This window comes from Streptomyces sp. a15 (assembly GCF_059026085.1).
Genome location: NZ_JBWLKM010000018.1, coordinates 44,727 through 69,903, shown reverse-complemented (window position 1 = coordinate 69,903; position 25,177 = coordinate 44,727). Strand labels below are relative to the sequence as shown.

Here is a 25,177-nt window from a genome sequence, read left to right as displayed (position 1 = left end):
GGACGTGCGGAACGGACGGCTCCGAGTCAGGGGCCGACCAGTGCGGTTGCGGCGCTGTCGGCCTGGTCTCGGATCAGCCCGGCGGCCATGACGTGTTCGATCACCCGGTCCAACTTCGCCTTGGCCTGCGCCAGCTCGTCCATGCGGACGCCAATGCTGTCGCGCTCGGTCAGGAGGCGGTCGAGCATGCTCTCCGTCGCCCTGCCGGTGTCCACGCACGGCAGAAGCTCCACGATCGTCTTACTGGACAGCCCGGCCGCGTAGAGCTGCTGAATGAGCTGAACGCGGTCCACGGCCCCGTCCGCGTAATCGCGCTGCCCTCCGGAGGTCCGGTCCGCGTCCAGGAGCCTCTGTTCCTCGTAGTAGCGCAGGGCGCGGACGCTCACCCCGGAGCGCTTGGCGAGTTCCCCGATTCGCATGGCCTGAATTTCCCCTCTGCCAAGACTTGCATCTCACGTCAACGTGAGGTTTTAGCGTAGCCGTGTCCGAGCGGTGAGGCGAACAACTGCGCCACAACTCCGCCTCGGCCCATATGAAAGAAGCAGACCATGCAGATCGCAGGATCAACCGCCCTGGTGACCGGAGCGAACCGTGGCATCGGCCGCCACTTCGCGGAGCAGCTGCTGGCCCGGGGAGCGAAGAAGGTCTACGCCACGGCGAGGCGCCCCGAGGCCGTGACCCTTCCGGGTGTGGAGGTGCTGCGTCTCGACATCACCGACCCCGCCTCGGTGACTGCCGCCGCACTGGCCGCGCAGGACGTGGACCTCGTGGTCAACAACGCGGGCATCAGTACGTACACCAATCTGGTCGAGGGTGAACTCGACTCCATCCGCCGGGAGATGGACACCCATTTCTACGGCACGCTCAACGTGGTGCGGTCCTTCGCGCCGGTCCTGGCCGCCAACGGCGGCGGCGCGATCCTCAACGTCCTCTCCGCGCTGTCCTGGTTCTCACATGACGGGGCGAACGCCTACGCCGCGGCGAAAGCAGCCGAGTGGAGCCTCACCAACGGGGTGCGGCTGGAACTGGCCGGCCAGAAGACACTGGTGACCGGGCTGCACCTGGGCGCCGCGGACACCGACCTCACCGCCTCCTACACGGGTGAGAAGGCCGACCCGGCCGACATCGCGCGCGCTGGTCTGGACGGGGTGGAGGCCGGTGACCTGGAGGTGGTCGCGGACGAGTGGAGCGCCCACGTCAAGGCGTCCCTGGCCGCCGCTCCGCAGCACTTCTACGCGGACGCCCTGACCGCCGGCTGACTGGTCTCCCCGCACTGGGATGGCTCCGTCCCCCCTGCGCCGGATCGAACTGTGTCTGGTCCTGCGCTCGCCGAGCGTGGTCTCGAACGCCAGATGCACCATCCCCGGGGCGAGCAGCACCCGAGATGTCTGAGGGTTCGAAGCGGGGAGTGTCCAGCGGACTGCCCGGATGACCGGGCAGTCCGGCGAGCATCGCTTCGTACGTCCACCGCTGTCCAGACTCGCCGACCTCCACGAATCCCGGGTCGAGGAGTTGCCCGGCGCGTCGGAGCCCGTCCGGACCACACACCGATGCGGTCCTGCCGAGGCGCGCACGTCGCCGGCTCTCGCTCAGCCCTTGACGGCGGAGCTGGCGACGCCCTGGACGAACCACCGCTGGAAGAAGGCGAAGACGATCAGGACGGGCAGGACCAGGAGGACGCCGAAGGCGAGGATCTGGCCCCAGTCCGGGGGCTGTTGGCCCTGGAAGACGCTCATCTCCAGAGGGAGCGGGCGGACCGACGGGTCGGAGACCATCAGCACCGGCCACAGGAACGATCCCCACTGGATGAGGAAGGTGAGGATCGCGACCGAGGCGAAGGCCGGCTTCGACATGGGGACGATGATCGCGAAGAAGGTGCGCCAGGGGCCGGCGCCGTCGATCCGGGCCGCTTCCTCGATGCTCGGCGGGATCGAGCGGAAGAACGTGTGGAACTGGTAGACCGAGAAGGCGTTGGCGATGAACGGGAGAGCCAGGATGTAGAGGGTGTTGCGCTGGTCGTTGAACATGTAGAAGAGCGGTACGGCCACCGACTCGAACGGGACCAGCATCAGCAGCAGGACCAGCGTGAAGACGGCGTTCCGGCCGCGCCACTTCAGCCGTGAAAGTCCGTACGCCGCCATGGAGTTGACGAACAGGCCCCCTGTCACCACCACGAACGCCAGCAGCAGTGAGACGCCCATGAAGCGCCAGAAGTAGCCGGTGCTGTCGGAGTTGAGGCTGTCGAGGACGGCCGTGTAGTTGTCGAAGGAGAGGTTGGTCGGGAGGAAACCGGACAGGCCGTTCAGGACCTCGTCGGACGGCTTGAGGCTGCCCAGGAACAGGTAGATCACCGGCAGTACGAAGACGAAGGCCAGCACGCTGAGTACGGCGTAGTCCAGGAAGCGGCGCAGGGGCGTAGGGGTCGTGCCCATGGGTCAGGCCTCGTTCTCGGGGTTCTCGGGCCGGACGACGCGGCGCTGGATGAGCGTCAGGACGACGACGATCAGGAAGAAGACGACGGTGATCGCGGACGCCTGGCCGATGTTGTTCTGGTCGAAGGCGGTGGTGACGGCCTGGTACATCACGGTGCGGGTGGCGTCCTCGTCGAGGCCGCCGCCGCGGACGAGGACGTACACCTGGTCGAAGACCCGGAAAGAGAGCACCGAGGTGAGCATCGCGACGAAGACCAGGGTGCCGCGGATGCCGGGCAGGGTGACGTGGCGGAACTGCTGCCAGCGGGAGGCGCGGTCGAGTTCGGCGGCCTCGTAGAGCTCACCCGGGATCTGCTGGAGGCCGGCCAGCAGGATCACCATCTGGAAGCCGACGCCCTGCCAGATGGACAGCACGATGATCGAGGCCATCGCGGTGGCGCCGTCGCCGAGCCAGTCGAAGGCCCCCCAGTTGCCGAAACTCACCGCGTCCAGCGCGGAGTTGAGCATGCCCTGGTCGCTGCGGGCGAGGATGAGGCGCCAGATCACGGCGACCAGCGCCATCGGGAAGACGACCGGCATGAAGAAGAGGGATCGGAACAAGCCGATGGCCTTGAGCTTGCGGTTGAGCAGGATCGCCAGAGCCAGCGCCAGGGCCGTCTGCACGGGTACGACGACCACGGCGAAGGTCAGGTTGTTGAGCAGCGCCCGGAGGAACGGGCCGGACAGGTCCGGGTCGGTGAACAGCCGCCGGTACTGCTCGATCCCGAACCAGGTCGGTTCCAGCGGGGAGCCGAGGCGGACGTTGTAGAAGGAGAGGACGACGGCGTAGCCGAACGGGACGCCGACGAAGGCGATGAGTCCGACGACTGCCGGGGCGGACATGAGCAGTCCGTGCAGCCAGTCGCGGTTCTTGCGGCCCGGCCGTGTTGATCGCGTCGACGGCGCGGGTTTCACGGATGTGGATGGGGCCTGCTCCGGGCCGGGCGGCGCGGTGTGCGCGGGTTCCACGGATGTCACGGGAGGGTCCTGTTCCCGGCGGGGCGGGCGCGGCGTGCGCGCTCCCGCCCCGGCCGATGTGTCCTACGGGATCTGGTAGCCGGCGTTGTCGGAGAAGTCCTGGTCGATGGCGCGGGCGGCCTTCTCCAGAGCGCTCTTCGGGTCGGCGCCGCCGTAGATGGAGCTCAGGGCCTCGCTGAACTTCGAGGTGACCACGGGGTAGCCGGCGGTCACCGGGCGGGTGACGGCGACGCAGGACTTGGTGATGTCCTTGTCGCCGCACGGCTTGGCGAGCTGGTCGGCGAAGAGCTGGAGCGGGCCGCCCTGCTTGTAGAGGCTGCTCTTGGCGAGCGCCGTCCTGGTGGCGGGCACCGCCCCGTTGGCCGTCGTCATGGCGGTGACGTTGGTGTCGTCCAGGAGGGTGTCCAGGAACGTGCCGGCGGCCTTGGCGTTCTTGGTGTCGGCGCCGATGCCCCAGGCCCAGGAGCCCTGACCGGTCTTGGGGCCGTTGCCGAAGTCGGGCAGCGGCAGCACGACGAGGTCGTCACCGAGGGCCTCGCTGTACGCGGGGTACATCCAGTGGCCGACCCAGCTCAGGGCGACGCGGCCCTTGGCGAAGGCGTTGCCGTCGGTGTTGGGGTCGACGTACGTCTTCCAGGACTGGAAGGTCTTCATGGCCGAGACCACGGCCGGGGTGTCCAGGGCGCCCTCCGCCTTGCCGTCCTTGAGGAGGGAGCCTCCGGCGGACCAGACGATCGGGGCGAAGCCGTAGGTGCCCCACTCGTTGGCGAAGCCGCCGGTCTCCTGGAGGTCGAGGGTCTTGCCGTCGGAGTCCTTGGCCTTCAGCGCCTCGAGCGCGGCGGTGAACTGAGCGGCCGTCCAGTCGTCGGACAGACTGGTCGGATACTTCACCCCGGCCGCGTCCAGCAGCTTCTTGTTGCCGTAGATCCCGAGCCCGGAGTCGAACATGCCCAGGCCGTAGTGCTTGCCGTCGACCTCGCCCTGCGCCTTGCTCGCGTCGGTGGCGTTGGTCATGGTCTTGGCGGAGACGTAGGTGTCTATGGGAGCGAGCTTCTTGTTGTAGACGAAGTTCGCCATGGTCGGACCGTCGAACTCCATCACGTCCGGCAGCTCGGAGGCGCTGGTGGCGGTGATGGTCTTGGTGTAGTCGGCCTCGGGTATCAGCTTCAGGTCGACCTTGATCTCGCTCTGCGAGGAGTTGAAGGACTTCACCGCGTTCTGCAGCGCGCTGGTCTCGTTCTTCTGGCCCTGGTGGGCCCAGACACTGATGGCGCCCTTGCCGCTCCCGGCCTCGGCGGAGGCATCGGTACCGCCACCCCCGCCGCAGGCGGCCAGCGCCACCAGGGGGAGGAGGGCCAGGCCCGTACAGGCGGTGCGGCGGTACTTTCTGCTGGTCGAGCTCATGGCTGTGCCTCCGTGCTGTGGCGAGGGTTCGGCGTGCTGACGTGCTGTCCGGACATGCGGATGTGGGGCTCGGGGAGTTACTGCGGTCCGCGCGGCTGCGGCGGGGCGGTGGTCTCGCGCAGGACGAGGCGGATGGGCATCTGCACCTGCTCGGCGGGTGGTTCGGCGTCGGGCTCGTCCAGCTGACGCAGCAGCAGCCGGGCGGCCTCGGCACCCTGCTCGGCGACCGGCTGGGCGACCGTGGTCAGACCGACCACGTCGGCGAGTTCATGGTCGTCGAAGCCGACGACGGACACGTCCTGCGGCACCCTCAGCCGGTGCCGCCGCAGGGCCCGCAGGGCGCCCATCGCCATCTCGTCGGACTGCGCGAACACGGCGGTCGGCGGACGGGAGACGGCCAGCAGTTCGGTCATGGCCCGCTCGCCGCCCTCGACGGTGTAGTCGCCGTCCGCCTCCAGGGCCGCGTCGTGCTCGATGCCGGCGTCGCTCAGCACGTCCAGGTAGGCGTTGCGCCGCTCGATGGGGGTGGTCCAGTGCAGCGGCCCGCTGGTTCCGCTGATCATGCCGATCCGGCGGTGGCCGAGATTGACCAGATGCCGTACGGCGCTCTCGGTGCCGGCCCGGTCGTCGATGCCGACGACGGTGAAGCCGGGCCGGGTGCCGCCGACCGTGGTGGCCAGCGGCACCCCCAGTGAGCGCAGCGCGGCCGACTCCTCCTCGTCAGGGATGAGCAGCGACAGCACCGCGTCCACCCGCTTGCGGACCGGCAGTCTGGTGAAGAAACGCTTGCGTGTCTCCGGCGAACCCAGGTTGTACAGCAGCACGTCGTACCCGGCGGCGCTGAACACCTTCTCGGCGGCGTCCACCACGGTGCCGAAGAACCAGCGGCCCACGTACGGCACCGCGACCCCGATGGTGAAGGTGCGCCCGCTGGCCAGGCTCGACGCGGAACGCGAGGCGGTGTAGCCGAGCCGGGCGGCGACAGCGGCGATCTGCGCCCGCACCTCCTCGGACACCCCCGGCCGGCCGCGCAGGGCGCGGGAGACGGTGGACGCCGAGACTCCGGCGGCGCGGGCGACATCGGTGATGCTGGCCGTCACGGCGCATTCCTCCCGTGGATTTCACGTCGGTGTGATCTGTGAGTGACGTGACCGTAAACCCGACCACCTTGTTGCGCAAGCGTTTGCGTTCATATTTACTGGGGCCGATTCGCAAGAGACCTCTTTGTTATCAAGCGTCAGCGCACACGTTTGGGCGCTGTGGAGCCGACAGGACCTGTGCATGCGATACGCCCCGCCCGGCCTCTGCGTGAACGACTTCGCCCTCCTGCGCGACGAGGACGGCACGTACGCGGTGCTGCACCTGCAGGGCCCCTGGACACCGGAGTTCGACCATCTGCGGATGGAGACCTCCTACGGCCGGGCCACCTCCACCGACCTGGTCCACTGGCAGCCCCAGGGCACCGCCTTCGGCAACGGACTGCCCGGTCGCTTCGACCAGCAGGCGGTGTGGACCATGCACCCCCTCCGGCACGGCGACGGAATGGCGATGTTCTACACGGGCGTCTCCGGTCTCACACCGGGCGGCTGGCCGCTCCAGTCGGTCGGACTGGCGTACTCCGACCGCACCGACGGCACGGGCTGGCGGCGCCATGGCACCGCGCCGGTCGTCGAGGCGGACCCGCGCTGGTACCGCACCGGTGAACTCATGGGCTGGCGAGACCCGTTCGTCGTACGCGACGACGCGTCGGACGGCTGGGTCATGGCCGTCTGCGCCAGCGATGCCTCCCTCCCGGTGGAGGTCGGCGGCTGCGTCGCCTGGGCCACCTCCGACGACCTGGAGCACTGGACCGTCCACCCGCCGCTCATCTCACCCGGCGACATCGACGAGCTGGAGTGCCCGGTCCTGGAACGCCTCGACGACGGCAGCTGGCTGCTGCTCGGCTCCATCGGCGCCACCCGCGGCTTCGAGGCGTGGACGGCCCCGAGCCTGCGCGGCCCCTGGACCCGGCGCGGCCCTCTCGGCCCGACCGGCGCCTACGCCCCCCGCGTGATCGCCGCGCCCGACGGCACCCGCGTCGTGCTGCACACCACGCCCCGCCAGGTCGGGCTCAGCGACACCGGGGAGCGCTGCCGCGGCATGCTCACCCAGCCGAAGTCACTTGTGGTGCAGGGCGATTCGGCCCCCCGCCTCGAATGGTGGCCCGGTCTGAACGCCTGGCTCGGCGAGGAGACGGACCGCCCCGCCCTGCACGCGGTCGGCGACATCGGTATCACCGGGCCGGTCGAGATCACCCTGCGCACCGACGCCCCGGACGGTGACCGTCCCGCCCTCGCCGTGGGCTGCGACGGCAAGAACCTCTGGGTCATCGGCCCCGACGGGACCCGGCTCGGCGAGACCGTCCTGACGGACCCCGCCGCCACGCTGCGCATCCTCACCGTCGGCGAGTACGTCGAGGTCTACGCCGACAACGTCTTCGCCCTCACGACCCTGTGCTACTCCGGGCACCCCGCCCCGTGGACGGCCGTCACCGAAGGACGCGAACGCACCATCCCCGTCCGCCCGATCCGGCTGCCCGACCCGCACCGCGACGACGCCTCCGCCATCTGGCCCGGCCCGTCACCGCGCTGACCCGAACTCCCATCCGGAAAGGCCCAGCCATGCCCGCCGTGAACGTCACCGCCGACGGTCTCCGCTTCCCCGACGGCTTCCTGTGGGGGGCCTCCACCGCCGCCCACCAGATCGAGGGCAACAACGTCAACAGCGACTGGTGGCAGACGGAACACAGCGGCGGCTCCATCGCCGAGCCCAGCGGTGACGCCGCCGACAGCTACCACCGGTGGCGCGAGGACATGGACCTGCTCGCCGAACTCGGCTTCACCGACTACCGCTTCAGCATCGAATGGGCCCGCATCGAGCCCGCCCCCGGCCACTTCTCCAAGGCCGAGATCGCCCACTACCGGCGCATGGTCGACGGGGCGATCGAACGCGGCCTGCGCCCGATGGTCACCCTCCACCACTTCACCGTCCCGCGCTGGTTCGCGGAGCGCGGCGGCTGGACCGCGGACGCGGCGGTGGACCTGTTCGAGCGGTACGTGCGCGCCACCGCGCCGGTCATCGGCACCGGCGTACGGCACGTGTGCACCATCAACGAACCCAACATGATCGCCGTCGCCGGCGCCGTCCGTGAACTGGGCACCGAAGCACCCCCCGCGGCGGGCCTCCCGCTGCCCGACAAGGCCACCACCGACGCCCTGATCCAGGCCCACCACCGCGCCACGGCCGCCGTCAAGGCGATCTCCGCCGACATCCAGGTCGGCTGGTCCGTCGCCAACCAGGTCTACCAGGCCCTCCCCGGCGCCGAAGCCGCCACCGCCGCCTACAGCCACCCCCGCGAAGACGTCTTCATCGAAGCCGCCCGCGACGACGACTGGATCGGCGTCCAGTCCTACACCCGCACCAGGATCACCACCGACGGCCCCATCCCGGCGCCCGACGACGCCGAACGCACCCTCACCGGCTGGGAGTACTACCCGCAAGCCATCGGATACGCCCTGCGCCACACCGCCGAGATCGTCGGCGACGTCCCCCTGATCGTCACCGAGAACGGCATCGCCACCGACGACGACACACGCCGCATCGACTACACCACCGGCGCGCTCCAGGAAGTCTCCGCCGCCCTGGAGGACGGCCTCGACGTACGCGGCTACCTCCACTGGAGCGCACTCGACAACTACGAATGGGGCTCCTACAAACCCACCTTCGGCCTCATCTCCGTCGACCCCGACACCTTCGAACGCACCCCCAAGCCCTCCGCGGCCTGGCTCGGCGGACTCGCCCGTGTCGGCGTACTGCCCCGAGCCGCCTCCTGATCGACCTGTGTTCGGCTCTCCACCGGTGCCGGGCCGGGGAGTTCATCGATCGAGTGCGGGACGGCCGGCCAGGCCGGTGTCGAGCATGAGGCGGTCGACGGTCTCGGGCAGGGTGCTGTCGGTGCCGATGACGGTCTCGACGTCGCCGGGCAGCAGATCGAGTTCCCGGTACCAGTCGCGCAGGTCCCTCTCGCCGACCTCTTCGGCAATCGGCTTGGTGGCGTGGCGTACGAGGGTTTCACCGAACGGCACGTGCAGGTAGTAGCCGTGGGTCGGGCCGCGGTGGTCGGCGCGCAGCCGCGCGAGCATCTCGCCGTAGCGGTCGGCGTACAGGATCCCCTCCAGGACGACGTGATATCCGGCGTCCAGGGCGTATCGCGCGACGGTGTCGATGAGGCCGATGTTCGCCGCGCCCGGCAGGTCCCTCTCCCTCAGCACGGTCCGGCGGAGGTTGTCCTGGCCGACCTTTCCGACTGGCCTTTCTCGTGTACGTGACGTCCAGCCAGCGTGGCGGTTGTTGCTCCCTTGCACTGTGTAACTTCCCATGCTCAGCACGTACGTGACTGTGGCGAGGGAGTTGGCTGTGGGACGCATGCGAATCGTGGGCATACTCCGCGTCCAGGAAGTCCGGCTCGGCAAAGCGCGTTGCCGACTTGGAAGCCCAACTGCTCGAGCTCCAGCAGACAGAACTCAAATGATCGGAGGCCGGCCCAGCCGCGCCATCCGCCCCACAGTGCGCCAACTCATCGACTTGCGCTCTCCACACGGAGCTTCGCCATCTTCGAACATGCAGGTCGGAGGCTCTGGCGTGGCGCTCGCTCGGGGTACTCACGCTGATCACGGGCGGGAGTCTGCGGTCTTGATCATCCGTCATGTCATCGGTCGAGGCTGTTACATTTGGGTCATTGAACCCAACCCAGCCAGCCGGGTTGTTCATGTCAAACAACCGCTCGCGGCGGCACCGCCCGAAGGGCACATCAGCCCCCAGCGTCATCTCCCGGTGCGGTACGCTCTCGCGGCCCACGGCCGGCGACGGCGTCCGCGAGGGCCGCAGCCAGGTCTCCGTTGTATGTAGTGTGCGGAAATGACAAGAAGCGAGCGGCTCGCGGAGCAGTTGGACTGGTACTGGCACAAAAACCTGCGGCCGCGGCTGGACGGTCTTACCGATGAGGAGTACTTCTGGGAGCCGGTGCGCGGCTGCTGGAGCATCCGCCCCCGTGGCACGTCGGCCGCACCGATGTCGGCAGGTTCGGGAGAGTGGACGGTGGACTCCGCGTCCCCTGATCCGGTGCCGGCGCCGGTGACCACGATTGCCTGGCGGCTGGCGCACATCATCGTGTCGTGCCTGGGCTATCGGGTCGGATGGTACTTCGGCGGCCAGGACGTCGACTCCGAGACATTCGCCTACGCGGGGACCGCTGACGAGGCGCTAAAGCAGCTCGATGAGATGTATGGGAGATGGAACGCGGGGGTCCGCGAACTCTCGGACGCTGACCTGGAGAATCCGCCCACGGTGGGTCCCGAGCGGTTTCCCATGGAGAACAGGGTCCTGCACGTCAACAGGGAGCTGATCCATCACGGCGCCGAGATTTCCCTGCTGCGCGACCTCTACCGCTGGCAGGACGGGGCCGTACCGCGCCGAATATGACTTTTCGGTAATCGGCGATCGAGCTTCGGAAATACGTGGACTCCGTGACGCTCCGTGGCTGCAGTCCGTCGTCGTCCAGCTCGACGACGACGTCGACTTCGCCCGATTCACTAAGAATTCTCAGCCCTACGTTGCGGCCACCAGGGCAGCCAAGATTCTCCTCCAGCGGAACCTTGTCACGGCGGAGGAGACGTCGGTGAGGGGCGTCGCGTTGCCGATCAGCACCGCCTTCGTCGCAGGCACATCCTGCTTCTCCACGGAGGCGAGCAGGGCTTCCAGCTCCCGCGGGCGAGTGCCCATGGTCACGATGACAACCCCGATACGCGGCAACGACATGACAGTGGACTCCAGTGATCGACAGAGTGATGCCGATGCTCACTGCAGGACCGTCATCGCTCGCTCACGTCGTGGACATGTTCGCGACGTATTACCCCAGGTCAAGCGCCATGGAGTCACCGGGGCGCTCGGAAAGGCCGACGATGGCAAGGCCGCGGCCGAAACGGTCCCGGATGCCGGCCGCCACGCTCGACTTGCCCGAAGCGCTGTTGCCCCGCAGGACGATCAGCCGGGTCTCTTCCGCGCCCACCACCACGGTGGCCAACCTACTCCGTGCTCTCAGCTCATGGTTTTGCCGGTGTTCCGGATCATCTGCTGGAGCACCTTCAGAGTGGTGACGTAGTCGGCGTCGTCGATGCCCTGGTGGATGCGGTCGCGGATGGCCGGAGCGTGCTGCTTGAGGCGTGCACGAGCCTCGTCTCCCGCCGCGGTGATGCACAGCCGTCCCTCGTCGTCACGAGTGAGCCAGCCGCGCTCCAGCAGCACTTCCGCCTCGGCGTGCAGATCGTCCTCGGGTCTGAGGTAGGAGCTCATGGCCTGCTGGAGTTCGGGAACGGTCATACCGTGGCCGTCGGGGGAGAGGTCGTTCTTCGACAGGTTGCGCAGCAGCCAGTACTGAGGCTGGGTGAAGCCGTGCTCAGCCTGCCGAGTCCGGGTGAACGCGATGAGGGCTTCATGGGCCACTCCGGTCCAGTACGCAGCGGGCTGCGCGGCCAGGTCGGCGTCGGAGATGTGCTGTGTTGTCATCTGCGGTCCCTCGTGTCGGTGATCGCTGATGACAGCACCGTAGAACCTGAAGTCAGGTTGAGGGCAAGGCGTCCGGCGGGTCAGTCATGCTCGGTGAGGAGTTTCTGCACCGCGCACACCACGTCCTGGCCGGTGACCTCGTCGAGGCCCGGACGACCGGGGACGGAGCTGTGCCGGGCCCGGCTGTCCGCACCGGGCACGGTCCGATCACCGAGAGGCAGGCTCGGGACGCCGTACGGCCCCCACCGCTCCGCCGGAACGACGGGCGTGCACAGGGACACGACCGGTGTTCTGACGGCCGCGGCCAGGTGGGCGGGGCCGGTGGCGCCGCTCGAAACGACGTCGGCCGAGCGCAGGACGCCCGCCAGGGTGCGCAGCGCGGTCCTGCCGCCGAGGTTCACCGCCACGTCCCCGCTCACCCGCCGGGTGAGATCCGCCTCGCCGGGGCCGCCGGTGACGACGACACGATGACCAGCCTCGACGAGCAGGGCCACGGCCTCGGCCCAGCGGCCGGGACTCCAGGCCCGGTCGGGCGCGTCGGCTCCGGGGTGGACGACGACGTACGGGCCGTTGCCGGTCAGGGCGATCGTGTCGGGAGGCGGCAGAACGCGCAGACGGCCGTCGTCCCCGGGGCGCGGGCGGAAACCCATCGCGGCGGCGGTGTCGAGCGCGGCCTCGGCCTCGTGGCGGCCGGGGCGCCGCTGATGACGTACGTCGAGGAGGCGGCCGGAATGGTCGATGCTGTCGGCGTCGGCGCCGATCCGTCCGACGCCGGCCAGCCGCAACAACAGGGCCATGGGCACGGGGCTGTGGCGGAACGACGTGAGGACGAGCGCGACGTCGAACGCGCCCGCGCTCAGACGCCGCACCAGGCCGTCGACGTCCGCCTCGGGCACGGTGGGCGCGTCCGGGCCCTCCCACGGCGCCGCCCACACGATCACGTCGTCGACACCGGGCAGCAGCCGGGCGGCGGGCTCGCCGCGTGGGCCGAAGAGCATCGTCACCCGGGAGCAGCGGGCGGCGACCGCGCGGACGGCGGGCCCGGCGAGCAGCACGTCGCCGAAGCTGTCGAGCCGTACGACCAGTGCCTTCACCAGGGGCCTCCCCGTGATTGAGCAAGGACTCGGCGGACCGTGCGGCGCAGGGGTCGGGGACCGTGCTCGGAAGCGCTGAGCAGCGGCATCGCGCCCGCGGCCGCCGCTTTCCCGTCGGCACTGGCACGGAGTTCCCGCGCCGGCAGGTTTCACACCTTGATCCCTCGTCCCCGTGTGCTCGGCCGAACCGGGCAGGAGGAGGTCTGTGAGCAACCACACTCACCACGGCAAACACCCGCAGGTGGAGGGGACTTGGCGTCCGGACGGCGGTGCCGCGGGGTGCACCGTCGTCGACTCGCCGGTCCCGTCTGTCACGATGGTCCGCGCCGTAACCGACTCGGTGGAGTGACCGCGCAGCGCAGCCGGCGTCCCTCGGTTTCGCCGACCTGTCTGACCTCCCACCTCGCCCCTCGGGTACCGCTCTGTGTCTTCCTCATCTGCTCCTGCCCCTGCCCATGTCCCCGCCTCGCCTGCGTCCGAGCAGGCGTCACGCTCGCCGTGGCGGTCCCTGAGATACCGCAGCATGCGCTGGTGGTCCGTCGCGAACTTCGTGTCGAACGCCGGCACCTGGATGCAGCTCACGGTGCAGAACCTGCTCGTCCTGCAGATCACCGGCTCCGCTGCCGCGACCGGGCTGTCCATGTCGGTCCAGGCCGCCCCCGCCCTGTTCATGAGCCTGCTCGGCGGGGCGGCCGTCGACCGCTGGCCGCTCAAGCTGACGGCCGGTGTCAGCCAGGCCCTCCTCGGCGCGGTCGCCTTCACGACCGCCGTGCTCGTGGCGCTGGACCGGCTCGACATGACGACCTTGCTGGTGCTGGCCGCCGTGACCGGCGCGATCGCCACCGTCGACGGACCTGCCTGCGCCCTGCTGGGCAACGACCTCGTTCCCGAGGCGGACGTCCCCTCCGCCATCGGCGTGGGCGCGCTGGTGCACAACGCGGGTCGGCTCGCCGGCGCCGCGCTGGCCGGCGTGACGGTGGGCCTGCTGGGCACATCCGCCGCGTACGCGGTCAACGGGCTGTCGTTCCTCTTCGTCACCTCGGTCATTCCGTTCCTGCGGCCGGCGTACGGTGCGATCGGGCGCGCCGGGAAGGAGCACCCCGCTGCTCCGGAGCCGCGCGACAAGGGTGACGACATGACCGTCCGAGAGGGGCTGGCCTTCTTCGCGCGTCGGCCCCGCCTGGTCGCGCTCGCCTGTGTCACCGGCATCAGCGCGGTCTTCGGACGCAACTACGGACTCACCCTCGCCGTGCTGGTCACCGGGCCGCTCGCGGGCGGCGCGGGCGCGTTCGGCACGGTCTCCACCGTCCTCGCCGTCGGCGGCATCCTCGGGGCGGTCCTCGGTGCCCGGCTGCGCAGGCCCTCGGTCCGGCTCGTGGGCACACTGGCCGCCGCGGGTGGGCTGCTGCAGGTGGCGGCGGGCTTGTCGCCGTCGCTGGCCGTGCTGCTGGTGCTCGTCCTGCCCATGGCCGTGGTGGAGTCCGTCTCCGACACCGCCGGAACCGCCGTACTGCAGACCGATCCGCCCACTCACCTGCGGGGACGGGTGCTCGGGGTGTGGAGCAGTATCGGCACCGTGTGGGGCCTCGGCGGGCCTCCGGCGCTGGGTCTGCTCATGGAAACGGCCGGAGCACGCGGTGCCCTGGTGACCGGCGGCCTGCTCATCGCCGGCACGATCGGCGCGGGCCTCGTCCTGCGTGCACGCCGGACCCCGGAGCCGGTGGCCCTGCCGGCGAAGCCCGGCGACGTGGTGGGGCAGGAAGCACTCAGGGCCGCTGCCTGACGGCTGGCCCGGCGTGTCTGTGCTGCTCACTCTTCCTTGTCGCCGGGGGCCGCTGGTGACGTACGCAGTCTGGTCACCGTCGCGGCCACCTGCTGCCGGACCGGTTCCGGCAGTCCGTCTCCGTTGACGGCGTCGACCAGGTCGTGGGCCACCTCGCGCAGCTTGGTGTTGGTGTTCTGGGATGCCTCGACCAGAACCGTCCAGGCGTCCTCGGCGCTCAGTCCGAAGGAGGCCATCAGCACGCCGCGGGCCAGGTCGATGACGGGCCGGGTCTGCATGGCCCGCTCCAGGTGCATGATCTCGGCACGCAGCTCCGGCTCGGTCTCCGGGCGTGCTGCCCTGGCACCGGACACAGCGAAAAGTGACAGTGTCCCGGTGCCCGCGAGGAGTCTGCGCACCGCGGCACTGGTGGCCCGAACGGCCAGGTCCTTGCCACTCTCCCGGGCGTGCCGACGCACACGCACCAGGACATTGAGGCCGGAGCAATCACAGAAATCGACGCCGCTCAGGTCGAGATCAATTCCGCGGACCGATCGGCGGAGGGCCCCGGAGAGGGCATCGCCGAGTTCCTGCACGCCGGCGATGTCGATCTCGCCGGTCACCACCACGGCCGTTCGGTCGCCCTCGGGCCGCGTTTCGATACCCAGCGCGGACTGCCGGTGACCGGACACCGGGCAGGTGTCCGCGGAGGCGGTCTCGTCTTCGCCTGTGAGCTGCGTAGGAAGCGTACGTTCAGACATCGTGGCCACTCCCCGAGGCGACGTGCGTCCTCCGATCCAGCGTGAGCCCGGCGAATCTCGTACGTCAAGAGATTCAGGAAATCGCATTCAGGCTTTTGAACGCGCGAATCGCGGCTCCTACCCTGTAGGCATGGGTGATGTACCTGAACGGCACATGGGGTGGACCTTCCTGACCAATCACGCCCGCGTGCTGGCCGCGATCGCTGACGATCCCACCACTCGCATCCGCGATATCGCCGCGCGATGCCGGCTCACCGAGCGAGCCGTCCAGAAGATCGTTTCCGACTTGGAGGCGGACGGCTATCTCAGCCGCACGCGTCAGGGGCGGTCCACCACGTATCGCATCGAAGAGGGGACGTTACTGCGTCATCCCGCCGACTCGGGGCTGACGGTGTCGGGGCTTCTCTATCTCCTTGCCCAGCACGACGCCGATCGCGGCGGTGAGCTCCGCAGCGGGAAGTGACGACTCGGGGAACAGGCCGTCATGTGGGTCAGGTGCCGCGTGACGGCCTGCTGATCTTGTTGCGGGCGATCAACTCCAGTACGACGGCGACCGCGACGGCCTCCACCGCCAGCAGGGCGATCAGCACGAACAGCTGGACCGCTCCGGCCAGCAAGGGTGACGCGCCGCCGAGCAGCATGCCGATGAACGCGCCGGGGAGGGTGACCAGTCCGACCGTTCTGGTCTGGTCGAGGGCCGGGATCAGCGCTCCGGCGGCCGAGGTCCGGGCGATCTCCAGCCGGGCCTCCCGGTCCAGGAGCCCGATGGACAGCGCGGCCTCGACCTCTCCGTGGCGCGTCTCCAGCTCCTCCAGCGCACGTCGGCCGGCGAGCACCGTCGCGGTCAGCGCGCCGCCGATGAGGATGCCGGTGACGGGGATGAGGGCGATGCCTGTGACCGGGAGCACCCCGATGGCCACGAGCAGGACGACGACCGGGAACGCGGCGCCGCCGATCGGAACGGCGGCCCACCACCAGGTGCCGTTGTCGGTGATGCGGCGGCCGGCCGTCCACGTCGCCACACCGAACATCACCGCGATGAAGGCGAAGAGCAGGAGACGCGAGTCGAGCGCCCACCTGATGACGACGGCCACCGCGGCCAGCTGCACCGTCGCCCGAAGCCCGGCGGTGACGATCGCGCGGGTGTGTCCCAGCCGGGCCAGAGCCGCCACCGCGGCGGCCGCGACGAGCAGTACCGCGAGCGCGATGCCCAGAGCTGGGTTCACCGGGAGCAGGGTGGAGGCCGACGTGATCACGGCTTCACCTTAGAGGGGGTGCGCCGCCGCGCGGACTGGGATCCGCGCGGCGGCGGTCTGCCGGCCCCCGGGACCGCGGTGGGGCCGACGTCTGTGAACACCGAACGGTCCGCTCAGCACCGTTCCCCGGTGGTCAGGGACGACTGGTCAGGTATCCGCCCATGGAGGTGAAGTACTCGGTCGCACCCAACTCCCGTCCGTCTTCCGTCCGTACGCGGGTGATGGCCAGGCCGTGGTTGCGGCCGGTACGGGCGTCGGCTCCGGCGACGATGACCACGCCGTCGCCCTCGCGATAGAAGATGCGGCCGGGTGTGCCGCCGTAACGGCCCTGGGACACCACGGCGGCGAGGACCTCGAGGCGCTTGCCCTTGTGGAAGGTGAAGGCGCTGGGGTACGGCTCGGACTGGGCGCGGACGAGGCGTTCGAGGTCCTCGGCGGGCCAGTCCCAGTTGAGGCGGATGTCCTCGGTGGACCGCTTGTGGAAGAAGCTGGCCTGGGACCGGTCCTGCTTGGTGAACTCCGTCTGCCCGGCGGCGATGAGGTCGAGCGCGCCGATGGTGACCGGGGCGATGAGGTCGACGGTCTTGTGGAAGAGGTCGGTGGTGGTGTCCGTCGGTCCGACCGGAACCGCCTCCTGCCGGACGATGTCACCGGCGTCGAGTTCGTCGTTCATCAGGTGCGCGGTGACGCCCACTTCGGGCTCGCCGTTGATCAGGGCCCAGATCAGCGGGGAGAAGCCGGCGTACTTCGGCAGCAGTGAGTCGTGGACGTTCAGCGTGCCGCGGGGCGGCAGGTCGAAGATGCGCGGGGGGATCCAGGTCCGCCAGTTGTTCGCCACGATGATGTCCGGGGCGGCCTCCTTGAGGCGCTCGAACAGCTCGTCGTCGTCAGGGCGGTTGCGGATCAGCACCGGGACGCCGTGCTCTTCGGCGAGGTCGGCGACGGAGTCGCTCCAGATCTTCTCGTACGCGTGCTCGCTCTTGGGGTGCGTCACGACCAGAACCACGTCGTGGTCGGAGTCGAGAAGGGCTTGCAGGGTGCGGTGCCCCCAGGTCTGGTAACCGAACATGGCGACCCGCATGGGGTTCCTCCTCAAGACAGGGAATGACCAGAGGCTAGTAAAGCAAGGCTTACCTTAGTTTACAACGGGTGCAAATGGGGCCCTAGTTGGCAGACGTCGCCGACGGGTTGTCCGCTTCGCCCTATCGACAGCTTCACAGGATTAGCTTAGGCTCACCTAAGTTCCCGGCGGGCCGCTCCGTCGGTGTGCCCACCTGTCGTACTTTCCCCACGCCTGACAGGCAACTGCCCCGCACGATGGGAGTGACATGTCACAGGTTCTTCCTGATGACGCATCACCGGTCCACGACCTCATTGGTATCGGCTTCGGACCGTCCAATGTGGCCATGGCGATCGCACTCAGTGAGCACAACGCACGCGTCGGCGGGCAGGAGGCGATCACCGCTCACTTCTTCGAGCAGCAGCCGTGCTTCGGATGGCACCGCGGCATGCTGATCGACGACGCGACGATGCAGGTGTCCTTTCTCAAGGACCTGGTGACGCTCCGGAACCCGACCAGCGAGTTCAGCTTCCTCTGCTACCTGAAGAGCAAGGACCGGCTGATCGACTTCATCAACCACAAGAACCTCTTCCCCCTGCGGGTGGAGTTCCACGACTACTTCGAGTGGGCCGCGGCCAAGGTCGACGGCATGGTCTCCTACGGCCATGAGGTCGTCGGCGTCGCGCCCGTCGTCCGGGACGGAGCCGTGGAGCACCTGGAAGTGACGGTCCGGTCGGGGGAGGGGCTCGCGGTGCACCGGGCCCGCAACCTCGTCATCGGTACCGGGCTGCGTCCTCTCATGCCGGACGGCGTGGAGCGCGGCGACCGCGTCTGGCACAACTCCGAACTGCTGGCGAAGGTCGACGAGTTGGAGGACACCACCCCCTCCCGGTTCATCGTCGTGGGCGCCGGACAGAGCGCCGCCGAGAACGTCGCCTACCTGCACCGCCGCTTCCCCCAGGCCGAGGTCTGCGCGGTCTTCTCGCGCTACGGCTACAGCCCCGCCGACGACAGCAGCTTCGCCAACCGGATCTTCGACCCCGCGGCGGTCGACGAGTACTACGCGGCACCGGACGACGTCAAACGCCGGCTGATGGACTACCACGGCAACACCAACTACTCCGTGGTGGACATCGACCTCATCGACGACCTGTACCGGCAGATGTACCAGGAGAAGGTCCTCGGCACCGAGCGGCTGCGCTTCGTCAACGTCTCCCGGCTCACCGGCGTCAAGGAGACACCGGACAAGGTCAGCGCCACCGTGAAGTCCCTTGTCACCGGCGAGGAAAGCTCTCTGGACGCGGACGTCGTGGTCTTCGCCACCGGGTACAGCCCCGCCGACCCCATCGGTCTCCTGGGTGAGGTCGCGGACCGCTGCCTCCGTGACGACGAGGGCCGCGTCCGCGTCGAGCGGGACTACCGCATCGCCACGGACCCGGGCCTGCGCTGCGGCATCTACCTGCAGGGCGGCACGGAACACACGCACGGCATCACGTCGTCTCTGTTGTCCAACACCGCGATCAGGGTCGGCGAGATCCTGGACTCGCTCCTCGACCGGGGCGTCAAGTCCGCCTCGGACGAGGCCCGCCCGGTCGCCGACGGCATCGCCAGCACCGCCCGCTAGTCCGCCCACCCGTCCAGCCCCCACACCGCCGCGCCCCGCCTGGTGGAACCGCACCCGGCAGGCGCGGCACCTGTGTGCGACCCCGGGAAAGGAACCCCCGGCACACCGCTTCCTGAGCGTGCCGTGCCCGACCGGCCATGCGTACCGAGCTGATCAAAGGGATAACGTACGTCGACATGGGCACGACTGCAGTTGAGCGCCCCGCGCCCAGGGGCACAACAGAGGCCCGCCGGCGGCGGGTTGTGGGTTTGGGCACGCTTGTGGTGATCCTCGTGGTCACGGGCGCGGTGTCGTTGGCCGTCGGTGCGCGCGCGTTGAGTCCTGCCGAGGTGTGGCACGGGCTGTTCGCGGCGCCGGACTCCGACCAGCGGCTCACCGAGATCAGGCTCATCGTGCAGACCGTACGGGTGCCGCGGACGGTGCTCGGAATCGTGGCGGGGGTCGCCCTGGGGGTCGCCGGGGCGTTGATCCAGGGGTACACCCGTAACCCGATCGCCGACACGGGCCTGCTGGGGGTGAACACCGGCGCTTCGTTCGCCGTCGTGTCGGTGATCGCCGTGTTCGGGTTCTCCAACCCGTTCCAGTACGTCTGGTTCGCCTTCCTGGGGGCGGCGGTCGCCGGTGTCGTCGTGTTCGGTCTCGCGAGCATCGGCCGGGGAGCCGGCAACCCGTTGACGCTCGCACTGGCCGGGCAGGGGATCACGGTCTTCCTCATGGCGATGACCACGGCGGTCGCGCTGTCGAACCAGGCGTCGCTGAACGCGCTGCGGTTCTGGAACGCGGGCTCCGTGGCCGGTGTCGGATTCGACGTCATCTGGCCGGTGACCACGTTCATCGCGGTCGGGCTGGTGCTGGCCCTGGCCACGCTGCCCGCCATCAACCTGCTCAACCTGGGTGACGACGTGGCGCGGGGGCTGGGACTGAACATCGCGCGGAGCCGGATCATCGGCATCCTCGCCATCACCCTGCTGGCGGGCGCGGCGACGGCGGCCTGCGGCCCCATCGCGTTCCTCGGGCTCATGGTGGCCCACGTGGCCCGGTATCTGACCGGGCCGGACTATCGCTGGCTGGTGCCGTACGCGGGTCTGCTCGGCGCCGTCGTCCTGCTGGTCTGCGACATCGTGGGGCGACTGGTGGTGCGGCCGGGCGAGTTGGACGCGGGTGTCGTCGTCGCTCTGCTCGGCGCCCCGTTCTTCGCGGGTCTGGTGTGGCGCGGAAAGTTCAGGAGCGCATGAACGGGACAGGCGTGAAGCCGACAGAAGTGAAGCCGACAGACGCGAAGCCATCGGTGGCGCCGGGCGTGCGGTTCGGCCGGGTGTCGTTCGTATGGCGGCCCTGGATGGCGTTCGTCACGCTGCTGCTGGCGACGGCCACCTTCCTGGTCTTCTGCCTGTCCATCGGCGTCGGGGACTTCCCCATCGGCCTGTCCCGGGTGATCGCCACGATCCTCGGCCGGGGTGAGCAGGTCGACGAGTTCGTGATCATGGACCTGCGGATGCCGCGTGCCCTGGCCGGGCTCGTCGTCGGCATCGCGCTGGGGGTGTCCGGGGCGATCACGCAGTCCATCGCGCGCAATCCGCTGGCCAGCCCGGACATCCTGGGAATCACCGGAGGCGCCAGCGCGGTCTCGGTGTTCCTGGTGACGGTGTCGGGCGGAGCCTCCGCGGCGATCATCAACTCCGTGGGCCTGTCCGCGGCGGCGCTCGCCGGCGGTCTCGGCACGGGTCTGCTGGTGTACTTCCTGGCCTGGCGGCGCGGGATCGACGGCTTCCGGCTCATCCTCATCGGCATCTCGGTGAGCGCCGTGATGGAGGCGATCACGACCTGGCTGCTGGTCACGGCCGACATCAGGGACGTGGCCCGGGCCCAGGCGTGGCTGGTCGGCTCGCTGGACAACCGGTCCTGGAACGAGGTCTGGATCGCCCTCTGGGGCACGCTCGCCCTCATGGTCGTCGTGGCCTGTGTCGCGTTCCAGTTCAAGCCGATGCACTTCGGCGACGAGGTCGCAGCCGGCCTGGGCGTCCGGTACTCGATGGTGCGGGCGATCCTGCTGCTGTGCGCGGTCCTGCTGGCCGGCGTGGCCGTGAGCGCGGCGGGCCCGGTTCCGTTCGTCGCGCTGGTGGCACCGCAGGTGGCGATGCGTCTGGCCAGGTACCCGACGCCGCCGATGGTGGCCTCCGGCCTGGTGGGAGCGCTGCTGCTGATCGGCGCGGACCTGGTGGCGCGCACCGCGCTGCCGATCAGTCTTCCGGTCGGCGTGGTCACCGCCGCGATCGGCGGCCCCTTCCTCGTCTATCTGCTGGTGCGGGCGAACCGCCGATAGATGGTACAAAAGTTAGGCATACCTAAACAGGGGGGCCTCGTGGGCGCTCAGTACATCACCGAGATCGAGTCCGGGGTCGTCGACGCCGCACGGCTGGCAGCCAGAGGCGTGACGGTCGGGTACGGCGCCCGGACCGTCATCGACGATCTGGACGTGGAGATCCCGCCAGGGGTGATCACCACGATCATCGGCCCCAACGGCTGCGGGAAGTCGACCCTGTTGCGGACCCTGTCGCGGCTGCTCAAGCCGACCAAGGGGACGGTCGTGCTGGACGGCGACGACATCGTCAAGCTCAAGACCAGGGACGTGGCCAAGAAGCTCGGCCTGCTGCCGCAGGCGCCGGTCGCGCCGGAGGGGCTGACGGTGTCGGACCTGGTCGCCAGGGGCCGCCATCCGCACCAGAGCTGGCTGCGGCAGTGGTCGTCCGACGATGTCGCCGTCGTGGAGCGCGCGTTGGCGATGACCGGGGTGTCCGACCTCGCCGACCGTCCGGTCGACTCCCTGTCCGGCGGACAGCGCCAGCGCGTCTGGATATCCATGACCCTGGCTCAGGGAACCGACCTGCTGCTCCTCGACGAGCCGACCACCTACCTGGACCTGGCGCACGCGGTCGACGTGCTCGATCTGGTGGACGACCTGCACGAGTCGGGGTGCACGGTGGTCATGGTGCTGCACGACCTCAACCTGGCCACGCGCTACAGCGACAACCTCATCGTGATGCGGGAGGGGTCGATCCTGGCGCAGGGGCACCCGCGGGACGTGATCACCGCCGAACTGCTGCACGAGGCGTTCGGACTGCGCGCCAAAGTGATCGACGACCCGGTGGGCAACCGGCCGCTCATCGTCCCGATCGGTCGCACACACGTCCAACTCGACTAGTTCCCCATAAAGTTACCAAAGTTAGGCTAGGCTAACCTCACCTGCCCAAGGTAAGGTTTGCCTGCCCTTTAGACGGGGGCGCACTGGACAGCGCGAAAGCAAGGGACTTGGGATGCTCCTCCATCGATCGACGTTCAAGAGATCCCGACGGCGACTGGCGGCGGTTCTGTCCGCCGCGGCACTCGGCGTCGGCCTCCTCGCGGGATGCGGTTCCGACTCGTCGGACTCGGAGGACAAGGCGAGCGACAACACCCCGGCTGCCGCCGCCGGCGCGTTCCCGGTCACCGTGGAGCACGCGTTCGGATCCACGGAGGTCGCCAAGGCTCCCCAGCGGGTCGTCTCCGTCGGCTACACGGACGACCAGACCATCCTGGCCTTCGGTATCAAGCCGGTCGGCATGGTCGACCAGTACCCGAACCCGCCGGGCAAGACCCCCGACATCAACACCCAGTGGCCCTGGGTGAAGGACAAGTGGGGCAGCACCCAGCCCGAGGTCATCATGAAGAACGGTGACTCCGGCCCCAACTACGAGAAGATCGCCGCCCTGCGGCCGGACCTGATCATCGCGGTCTACTCCGAGATCGACCAGGCCGCCTACGACAAGCTCTCCAAGATCGCCCCGACGGTGGGCCGTACCAAGGCCGAGAAGGAGCCGTTCAGCGCGCCCTGGCAGGACAACGCGCTGCACATCGCCAAGGCGCTCGGCAAGGCCGAGGAGGGCGAGAAGATGGTCGAGGACATCCAGGGCCAGCTCGACGCCGCCAAGAAGGCGCACCCCGCGTTCGCGAACCAGACCGCCGTCGCGTTGTCCTGGTACGAGGACTCCGTGGCCCCGTTCACCTCCACCGACGTGCGCGGACGGCTGGTGACGGGCATCGGCTTCAAGTACCAGACCGAGATCGACAAGATCGCGGACGGCAGCTTCTACACCCAGCTCTCCCCTGAGCGCATCGACCTGATCGACGTCGACCACATCTTCGTCATCAACGACAAGGCGGACACGGAGGCGCTGAAGAAGTTCAAGCTCTTCGCCAACCTGGACGCCGTGAAGAAGGGCAATGTGTCGTACCTGCTGGACAGCGAGGGTCCGGCGGTCGGCGCGGCCATCTCCCAGGGCACCCTGCTGTCGATGCCGTACGCGATCGACGAGCTCGTCAAGTCGGCCGAGTAGGTAGTGAGCACCACCGACACGCGCGTCGCCCCGGCGACCCTGCGCACGGCGACCGGACGCGAAGCCACCCGATGGGTCGCGGTGCACTGCCGCGAAGTGCCCTGGCTGACGGTCGCCACCGTGCTCACCACGGTGGCCGGGGCGGCGCTCCAGGTACTCCCGGTGCTCCTGCTCGGCCGGGTGGTCGACGGGGTGGTCGAGGGCGAATCGCGCTCGATCCTGGTCACGGTCGGGGTGTTGATGGTGGCCGCCGCGCTGCTCGGCGCGGCGGCCACCGCGGTGTCGACCTATCTCATCGGACGGCTGGGCGCGGATCTGCTCGCGCGGCTGCGCGAAGGCGCCGTCCGGGCGGTGCTGGGGATGCCGAGCGCACGGATAGAGCAGGTCGGCCGCGGGGACGTGCTGTCCAGGGTCGGTGACGACGTTGCCGTGATCTCCAAGGGCATCCGGACGGCCGTCCCCACGGTGTTCTCCGCGGGCGTGCTGGTCGTCATCGCCACGGCCGGCATGTTCGGCCTCGACTGGCGGCTCGGCCTGGCGGGCGCCGGCGCGCTGCCCGCGTACGCACTGGCCCTGCGCTGGTATCTGCCCCGGTCCGCCCCGCTCTACCGGAAACAGCGGGTGGCCCAGGCCGACCGTGCGCAGGCGCTGATGAGCGGTCTGAACGGGATCGACACGGTCCGGGCGTACCGCCTCGAAGGTGCCTTCCGCGAGAAGGTCACCAGCGAGTCGTGGCGGGTGCGCGATCTCGGCATCGAGGTGTTCCGGTTCTTCGGCCGGTTCGTCGGCCGGGAGAACCGCGCCGAGTTCATCGGCCTTGTCCTGATTCTTGTGGTGGGCTACGCCCTGTTGGAGGCCGACGCCGCCAGCCTGGGCGAGGTGTCGGCGGCCCCGCTGCTGTTCCACCGGCTGTTCACACCGCTGGGCGCCATCATGTTCACCTTCGACGAGGCGCAGAAGTCGGGCGCGAGCCTGACCCGGCTGGTCGGGGTGCTGGGGGAGTCCGCGGAGGAACGGCTGGTGGGCGACACCTCCGTCGCGCCGGCGGACGCCGGGGCGTACCCCGTGACGGTGGAGGGACTGACGTTCAGCTATCCCGACGCCGAGGAGCCGGTCCTCAGGGATGTCAGCCTCACCATCCCGGCCGGGGGTTCGCTCGCGCTGGTGGGGGCGACGGGCGCGGGCAAGACGACCCTGGCCGCGCTGATCGCGGGCATCGGAACCCCGCAGGCCGGATCGGTGCGCGTCGGGTCGACCGATCTCGCCGGTCTGGACGAGGCCGGGGCGCGGGCCCTGGTGAGCATCCTGACGCAGGAGACGCACGTGTTCTCCGGTTCACTCGCCGACGACCTGCGGCTGGCCGCGCCGGAGGCGACCGACGCCGAGCTGATGGACGCGTTGCGCACGGTCGGCGCAGACGGCTGGGTCGACGCGCTGCCCGACGGGCTGGACACCCTGGTCGGCGAGGGCGGCGAGCGCCTGGACGTCACCAAGGTCGCCAAGATCGCCCTGGCCCGGCTGGTGCTGAGCCGGGCGCCGGTCGTGGTGCTCGACGAGTCGACCGCGGAGGCGGGCAGCGAGGGCGCCGCCGAGCTGGAGCGGGCCGTGCTGGCCGCGTGCGCGGGCCGGACCACGTTGTTCGTGGCGCACCGGCTGACCCAGGCGATGGCGGCGGACCGGATCGCCGTGCTGGACGCGGGACGCGTCGTGGAGCAGGGGACGCACGAGGAGTTGGTCGCTCTGGGCGGCCGGTACGCGCGACTGTGGCGGGCTTGGCGAGAAGGTAGTTAG

The 25,177-nt window shown here is 69.4% G+C and carries 24 protein-coding genes and 2 pseudogenes; 13 read left to right on the top strand and 13 right to left on the bottom strand.

Features of this window, described 5'->3' with window-relative positions; all coding sequences use genetic code 11:
- Positions 1-26: 26 nt before the first annotated feature.
- The gene (locus AC5P09_RS20345) at positions 27-419 is read right to left on the bottom strand and encodes a MerR family transcriptional regulator (RefSeq protein WP_493875249.1); all 393 of its coding nucleotides are present in this window, start codon (positions 417-419) and stop codon (positions 27-29) included.
- 129 nt (positions 420-548) lie between these two features.
- On the opposite strand from AC5P09_RS20345, the gene AC5P09_RS20340 reads away from it, so the two are divergent.
- A complete protein-coding gene (locus tag AC5P09_RS20340; protein ID WP_493875248.1) occupies positions 549-1,259 on the top strand; it encodes an SDR family oxidoreductase in 711 nt (236 codons plus the stop codon).
- 330 nt (positions 1,260-1,589) lie between these two features.
- Here the strand turns inward: AC5P09_RS20340 and AC5P09_RS20335 are convergent, their stop codons facing one another.
- The 4 genes from AC5P09_RS20335 to AC5P09_RS20320 all read right to left on the bottom strand — a co-directional run bounded on the left by AC5P09_RS20335 (position 1,590) and on the right by AC5P09_RS20320 (position 5,953).
- The gene (locus AC5P09_RS20335; RefSeq protein ID WP_493875247.1) at positions 1,590-2,432 is read right to left on the bottom strand and encodes a carbohydrate ABC transporter permease; all 843 of its coding nucleotides are present in this window, start codon (positions 2,430-2,432) and stop codon (positions 1,590-1,592) included.
- Positions 2,433-2,435: 3 nt separating this feature from the next.
- Positions 2,436-3,314, bottom strand: a complete 879-nt coding sequence (locus AC5P09_RS20330; RefSeq protein WP_493875246.1) for a carbohydrate ABC transporter permease — start codon at positions 3,312-3,314, stop codon at positions 2,436-2,438.
- Between the two features lie 198 nt (positions 3,315-3,512).
- Entirely contained in the window at positions 3,513-4,853 is a 1,341-nt protein-coding gene (locus AC5P09_RS20325) for an ABC transporter substrate-binding protein (RefSeq protein ID WP_493875245.1), read from the bottom strand.
- A 77-nt stretch (positions 4,854-4,930) separates the two neighbouring features.
- The gene (locus AC5P09_RS20320; RefSeq protein WP_493875244.1) at positions 4,931-5,953 is read right to left on the bottom strand and encodes a LacI family DNA-binding transcriptional regulator; all 1,023 of its coding nucleotides are present in this window, start codon (positions 5,951-5,953) and stop codon (positions 4,931-4,933) included.
- Positions 5,954-6,134: 181 nt separating this feature from the next.
- On the opposite strand from AC5P09_RS20320, the gene AC5P09_RS20315 reads away from it, so the two are divergent.
- Positions 6,135-7,484 (top strand): glycoside hydrolase family protein, encoded by a 1,350-nt coding sequence (locus AC5P09_RS20315; RefSeq protein WP_493875243.1) that lies wholly within the window; start codon positions 6,135-6,137, stop codon positions 7,482-7,484.
- 29 nt (positions 7,485-7,513) lie between these two features.
- Positions 7,514-8,725, top strand: a complete 1,212-nt coding sequence (locus AC5P09_RS20310) for a glycoside hydrolase family 1 protein (RefSeq protein WP_493875242.1) — start codon at positions 7,514-7,516, stop codon at positions 8,723-8,725.
- Between the two features lie 42 nt (positions 8,726-8,767).
- Here AC5P09_RS20310 and AC5P09_RS20305 read toward each other — a convergent pair whose 3' ends face one another.
- A complete protein-coding gene (locus AC5P09_RS20305) occupies positions 8,768-9,319 on the bottom strand; it encodes a P-loop NTPase family protein (RefSeq protein WP_493875241.1) in 552 nt (183 codons plus the stop codon).
- Positions 9,320-9,809: 490 nt separating this feature from the next.
- Between AC5P09_RS20305 and AC5P09_RS20300 the strand changes: the two genes are divergently transcribed.
- Positions 9,810-10,373 (top strand): DinB family protein, encoded by a 564-nt coding sequence (locus AC5P09_RS20300; RefSeq protein WP_493875240.1) that lies wholly within the window; start codon positions 9,810-9,812, stop codon positions 10,371-10,373.
- A 61-nt stretch (positions 10,374-10,434) separates the two neighbouring features.
- Here the strand turns inward: AC5P09_RS20300 and AC5P09_RS20295 are convergent.
- The 4 genes and pseudogenes from AC5P09_RS20295 to AC5P09_RS20280 all read right to left on the bottom strand — a co-directional run.
- Positions 10,435-10,709: pseudogene (locus AC5P09_RS20295) on the bottom strand (glycosyltransferase family 2 protein); the annotation flags it as partial.
- A gap of 136 nt (positions 10,710-10,845) precedes the next feature.
- Positions 10,846-10,974: pseudogene (locus AC5P09_RS20290) on the bottom strand (kinase); the annotation flags it as partial.
- A gap of 14 nt (positions 10,975-10,988) precedes the next feature.
- Positions 10,989-11,456 carry a MarR family transcriptional regulator gene (locus AC5P09_RS20285; RefSeq protein WP_493875239.1) on the bottom strand — a complete coding sequence of 156 codons (468 nt, stop codon included), beginning with the start codon at positions 11,454-11,456 and terminating at the stop codon, positions 10,989-10,991.
- Positions 11,457-11,536: 80 nt separating this feature from the next.
- Positions 11,537-12,550, bottom strand: a complete 1,014-nt coding sequence (locus AC5P09_RS20280; RefSeq protein WP_493875238.1) for a glycosyltransferase family 9 protein — start codon at positions 12,548-12,550, stop codon at positions 11,537-11,539.
- 205 nt (positions 12,551-12,755) lie between these two features.
- Here AC5P09_RS20280 and AC5P09_RS20275 point away from each other — a divergent pair, with 205 nt between their 5' ends.
- Together AC5P09_RS20275 and AC5P09_RS20270 are read left to right on the top strand one after the other, a co-directional pair.
- Positions 12,756-12,899: a hypothetical protein gene (locus AC5P09_RS20275; protein ID WP_493875237.1), complete on the top strand. Its 144-nt coding sequence runs from the start codon at positions 12,756-12,758 to the stop codon at positions 12,897-12,899.
- A gap of 174 nt (positions 12,900-13,073) precedes the next feature.
- Positions 13,074-14,333 (top strand): MFS transporter, encoded by a 1,260-nt coding sequence (locus tag AC5P09_RS20270; protein WP_493875236.1) that lies wholly within the window; start codon positions 13,074-13,076, stop codon positions 14,331-14,333.
- A 26-nt stretch (positions 14,334-14,359) separates the two neighbouring features.
- On the opposite strand, the gene AC5P09_RS20265 is transcribed toward AC5P09_RS20270, so the two are convergent.
- Positions 14,360-15,073 (bottom strand): anti-sigma factor antagonist, encoded by a 714-nt coding sequence (locus tag AC5P09_RS20265; RefSeq protein ID WP_493875235.1) that lies wholly within the window; start codon positions 15,071-15,073, stop codon positions 14,360-14,362.
- A gap of 130 nt (positions 15,074-15,203) precedes the next feature.
- Between AC5P09_RS20265 and AC5P09_RS20260 the strand changes: the two genes are divergently transcribed.
- Entirely contained in the window at positions 15,204-15,536 is a 333-nt protein-coding gene (locus tag AC5P09_RS20260) for a helix-turn-helix transcriptional regulator (RefSeq protein ID WP_493875234.1), read from the top strand.
- Positions 15,537-15,564: 28 nt separating this feature from the next.
- Here the strand turns inward: AC5P09_RS20260 and AC5P09_RS20255 are convergent, their stop codons facing one another.
- Entirely contained in the window at positions 15,565-16,329 is a 765-nt protein-coding gene (locus AC5P09_RS20255) for an ABC transporter permease (RefSeq protein ID WP_493875233.1), read from the bottom strand.
- A 133-nt stretch (positions 16,330-16,462) separates the two neighbouring features.
- The gene (locus tag AC5P09_RS20250; RefSeq protein ID WP_493875232.1) at positions 16,463-17,410 is read right to left on the bottom strand and encodes a methionyl-tRNA formyltransferase; all 948 of its coding nucleotides are present in this window, start codon (positions 17,408-17,410) and stop codon (positions 16,463-16,465) included.
- Positions 17,411-17,657: 247 nt separating this feature from the next.
- Between AC5P09_RS20250 and AC5P09_RS20245 the strand changes: the two genes are divergently transcribed.
- From AC5P09_RS20245 to AC5P09_RS20220, 6 genes are all read left to right on the top strand, one after another.
- Entirely contained in the window at positions 17,658-19,013 is a 1,356-nt protein-coding gene (locus AC5P09_RS20245) for a lysine N(6)-hydroxylase/L-ornithine N(5)-oxygenase family protein (RefSeq protein ID WP_493875231.1), read from the top strand.
- A 176-nt stretch (positions 19,014-19,189) separates the two neighbouring features.
- On the top strand, positions 19,190-20,248 hold the full coding sequence (locus tag AC5P09_RS20240) for a FecCD family ABC transporter permease (protein WP_493875230.1): 1,059 nt from the start codon (positions 19,190-19,192) through the stop codon (positions 20,246-20,248).
- A complete protein-coding gene (locus AC5P09_RS20235) occupies positions 20,245-21,336 on the top strand; it encodes a FecCD family ABC transporter permease (RefSeq protein ID WP_493875229.1) in 1,092 nt (363 codons plus the stop codon). Before AC5P09_RS20240 ends, AC5P09_RS20235 begins: the two co-directional genes overlap by 4 nt.
- A 39-nt stretch (positions 21,337-21,375) precedes the next feature.
- Positions 21,376-22,215, top strand: coding sequence for an ABC transporter ATP-binding protein (locus AC5P09_RS20230; protein WP_493875228.1), 840 nt, complete (start codon positions 21,376-21,378; stop codon positions 22,213-22,215).
- A 112-nt stretch (positions 22,216-22,327) separates the two neighbouring features.
- Entirely contained in the window at positions 22,328-23,386 is a 1,059-nt protein-coding gene (locus AC5P09_RS20225; RefSeq protein ID WP_493875227.1) for an iron-siderophore ABC transporter substrate-binding protein, read from the top strand.
- 3 nt (positions 23,387-23,389) lie between these two features.
- A complete protein-coding gene (locus tag AC5P09_RS20220; RefSeq protein ID WP_493875226.1) occupies positions 23,390-25,177 on the top strand; it encodes an ABC transporter ATP-binding protein in 1,788 nt (595 codons plus the stop codon).

Excerpts from the sequence above, each read along its gene's own strand:
- AC5P09_RS20310 (WP_493875242.1), top strand. The coding sequence starts at position 7,514 with ATGCCCGCCGTGAACGTCACCGCCGACGGTCTCCGCTTCCCCGACGGC.
- AC5P09_RS20300 (WP_493875240.1), top strand. The coding sequence starts at position 9,810 with ATGACAAGAAGCGAGCGGCTCGCGGAGCAGTTGGACTGGTACTGGCAC.
- AC5P09_RS20270 (WP_493875236.1), top strand. The coding sequence starts at position 13,074 with ATGCGCTGGTGGTCCGTCGCGAACTTCGTGTCGAACGCCGGCACCTGG.
- AC5P09_RS20240 (WP_493875230.1), top strand. The coding sequence starts at position 19,190 with ATGGGCACGACTGCAGTTGAGCGCCCCGCGCCCAGGGGCACAACAGAG.
- AC5P09_RS20330 (WP_493875246.1), bottom strand. The coding sequence starts at position 3,314 with ATGTCCGCCCCGGCAGTCGTCGGACTCATCGCCTTCGTCGGCGTCCCG.
- AC5P09_RS20285 (WP_493875239.1), bottom strand. The coding sequence starts at position 11,456 with ATGACAACACAGCACATCTCCGACGCCGACCTGGCCGCGCAGCCCGCT.
- AC5P09_RS20340 (WP_493875248.1), top strand. The coding sequence starts at position 549 with ATGCAGATCGCAGGATCAACCGCCCTGGTGACCGGAGCGAACCGTGGC.
- AC5P09_RS20335 (WP_493875247.1), bottom strand. The coding sequence starts at position 2,432 with ATGGGCACGACCCCTACGCCCCTGCGCCGCTTCCTGGACTACGCCGTA.
- AC5P09_RS20305 (WP_493875241.1), bottom strand. The coding sequence starts at position 9,319 with ATGCGTCCCACAGCCAACTCCCTCGCCACAGTCACGTACGTGCTGAGC.
- AC5P09_RS20315 (WP_493875243.1), top strand. The coding sequence starts at position 6,135 with ATGCGATACGCCCCGCCCGGCCTCTGCGTGAACGACTTCGCCCTCCTG.
- AC5P09_RS20245 (WP_493875231.1), top strand. The coding sequence starts at position 17,658 with ATGTCACAGGTTCTTCCTGATGACGCATCACCGGTCCACGACCTCATT.
- AC5P09_RS20325 (WP_493875245.1), bottom strand. The coding sequence starts at position 4,853 with ATGAGCTCGACCAGCAGAAAGTACCGCCGCACCGCCTGTACGGGCCTG.
- AC5P09_RS20345 (WP_493875249.1), bottom strand. The coding sequence starts at position 419 with ATGCGAATCGGGGAACTCGCCAAGCGCTCCGGGGTGAGCGTCCGCGCC.
- AC5P09_RS20265 (WP_493875235.1), bottom strand. The coding sequence starts at position 15,073 with ATGTCTGAACGTACGCTTCCTACGCAGCTCACAGGCGAAGACGAGACC.
- AC5P09_RS20225 (WP_493875227.1), top strand. The coding sequence starts at position 22,328 with ATGCTCCTCCATCGATCGACGTTCAAGAGATCCCGACGGCGACTGGCG.
- AC5P09_RS20250 (WP_493875232.1), bottom strand. The coding sequence starts at position 17,410 with ATGCGGGTCGCCATGTTCGGTTACCAGACCTGGGGGCACCGCACCCTG.
- AC5P09_RS20235 (WP_493875229.1), top strand. The coding sequence starts at position 20,245 with ATGAACGGGACAGGCGTGAAGCCGACAGAAGTGAAGCCGACAGACGCG.
- AC5P09_RS20260 (WP_493875234.1), top strand. The coding sequence starts at position 15,204 with ATGGGTGATGTACCTGAACGGCACATGGGGTGGACCTTCCTGACCAAT.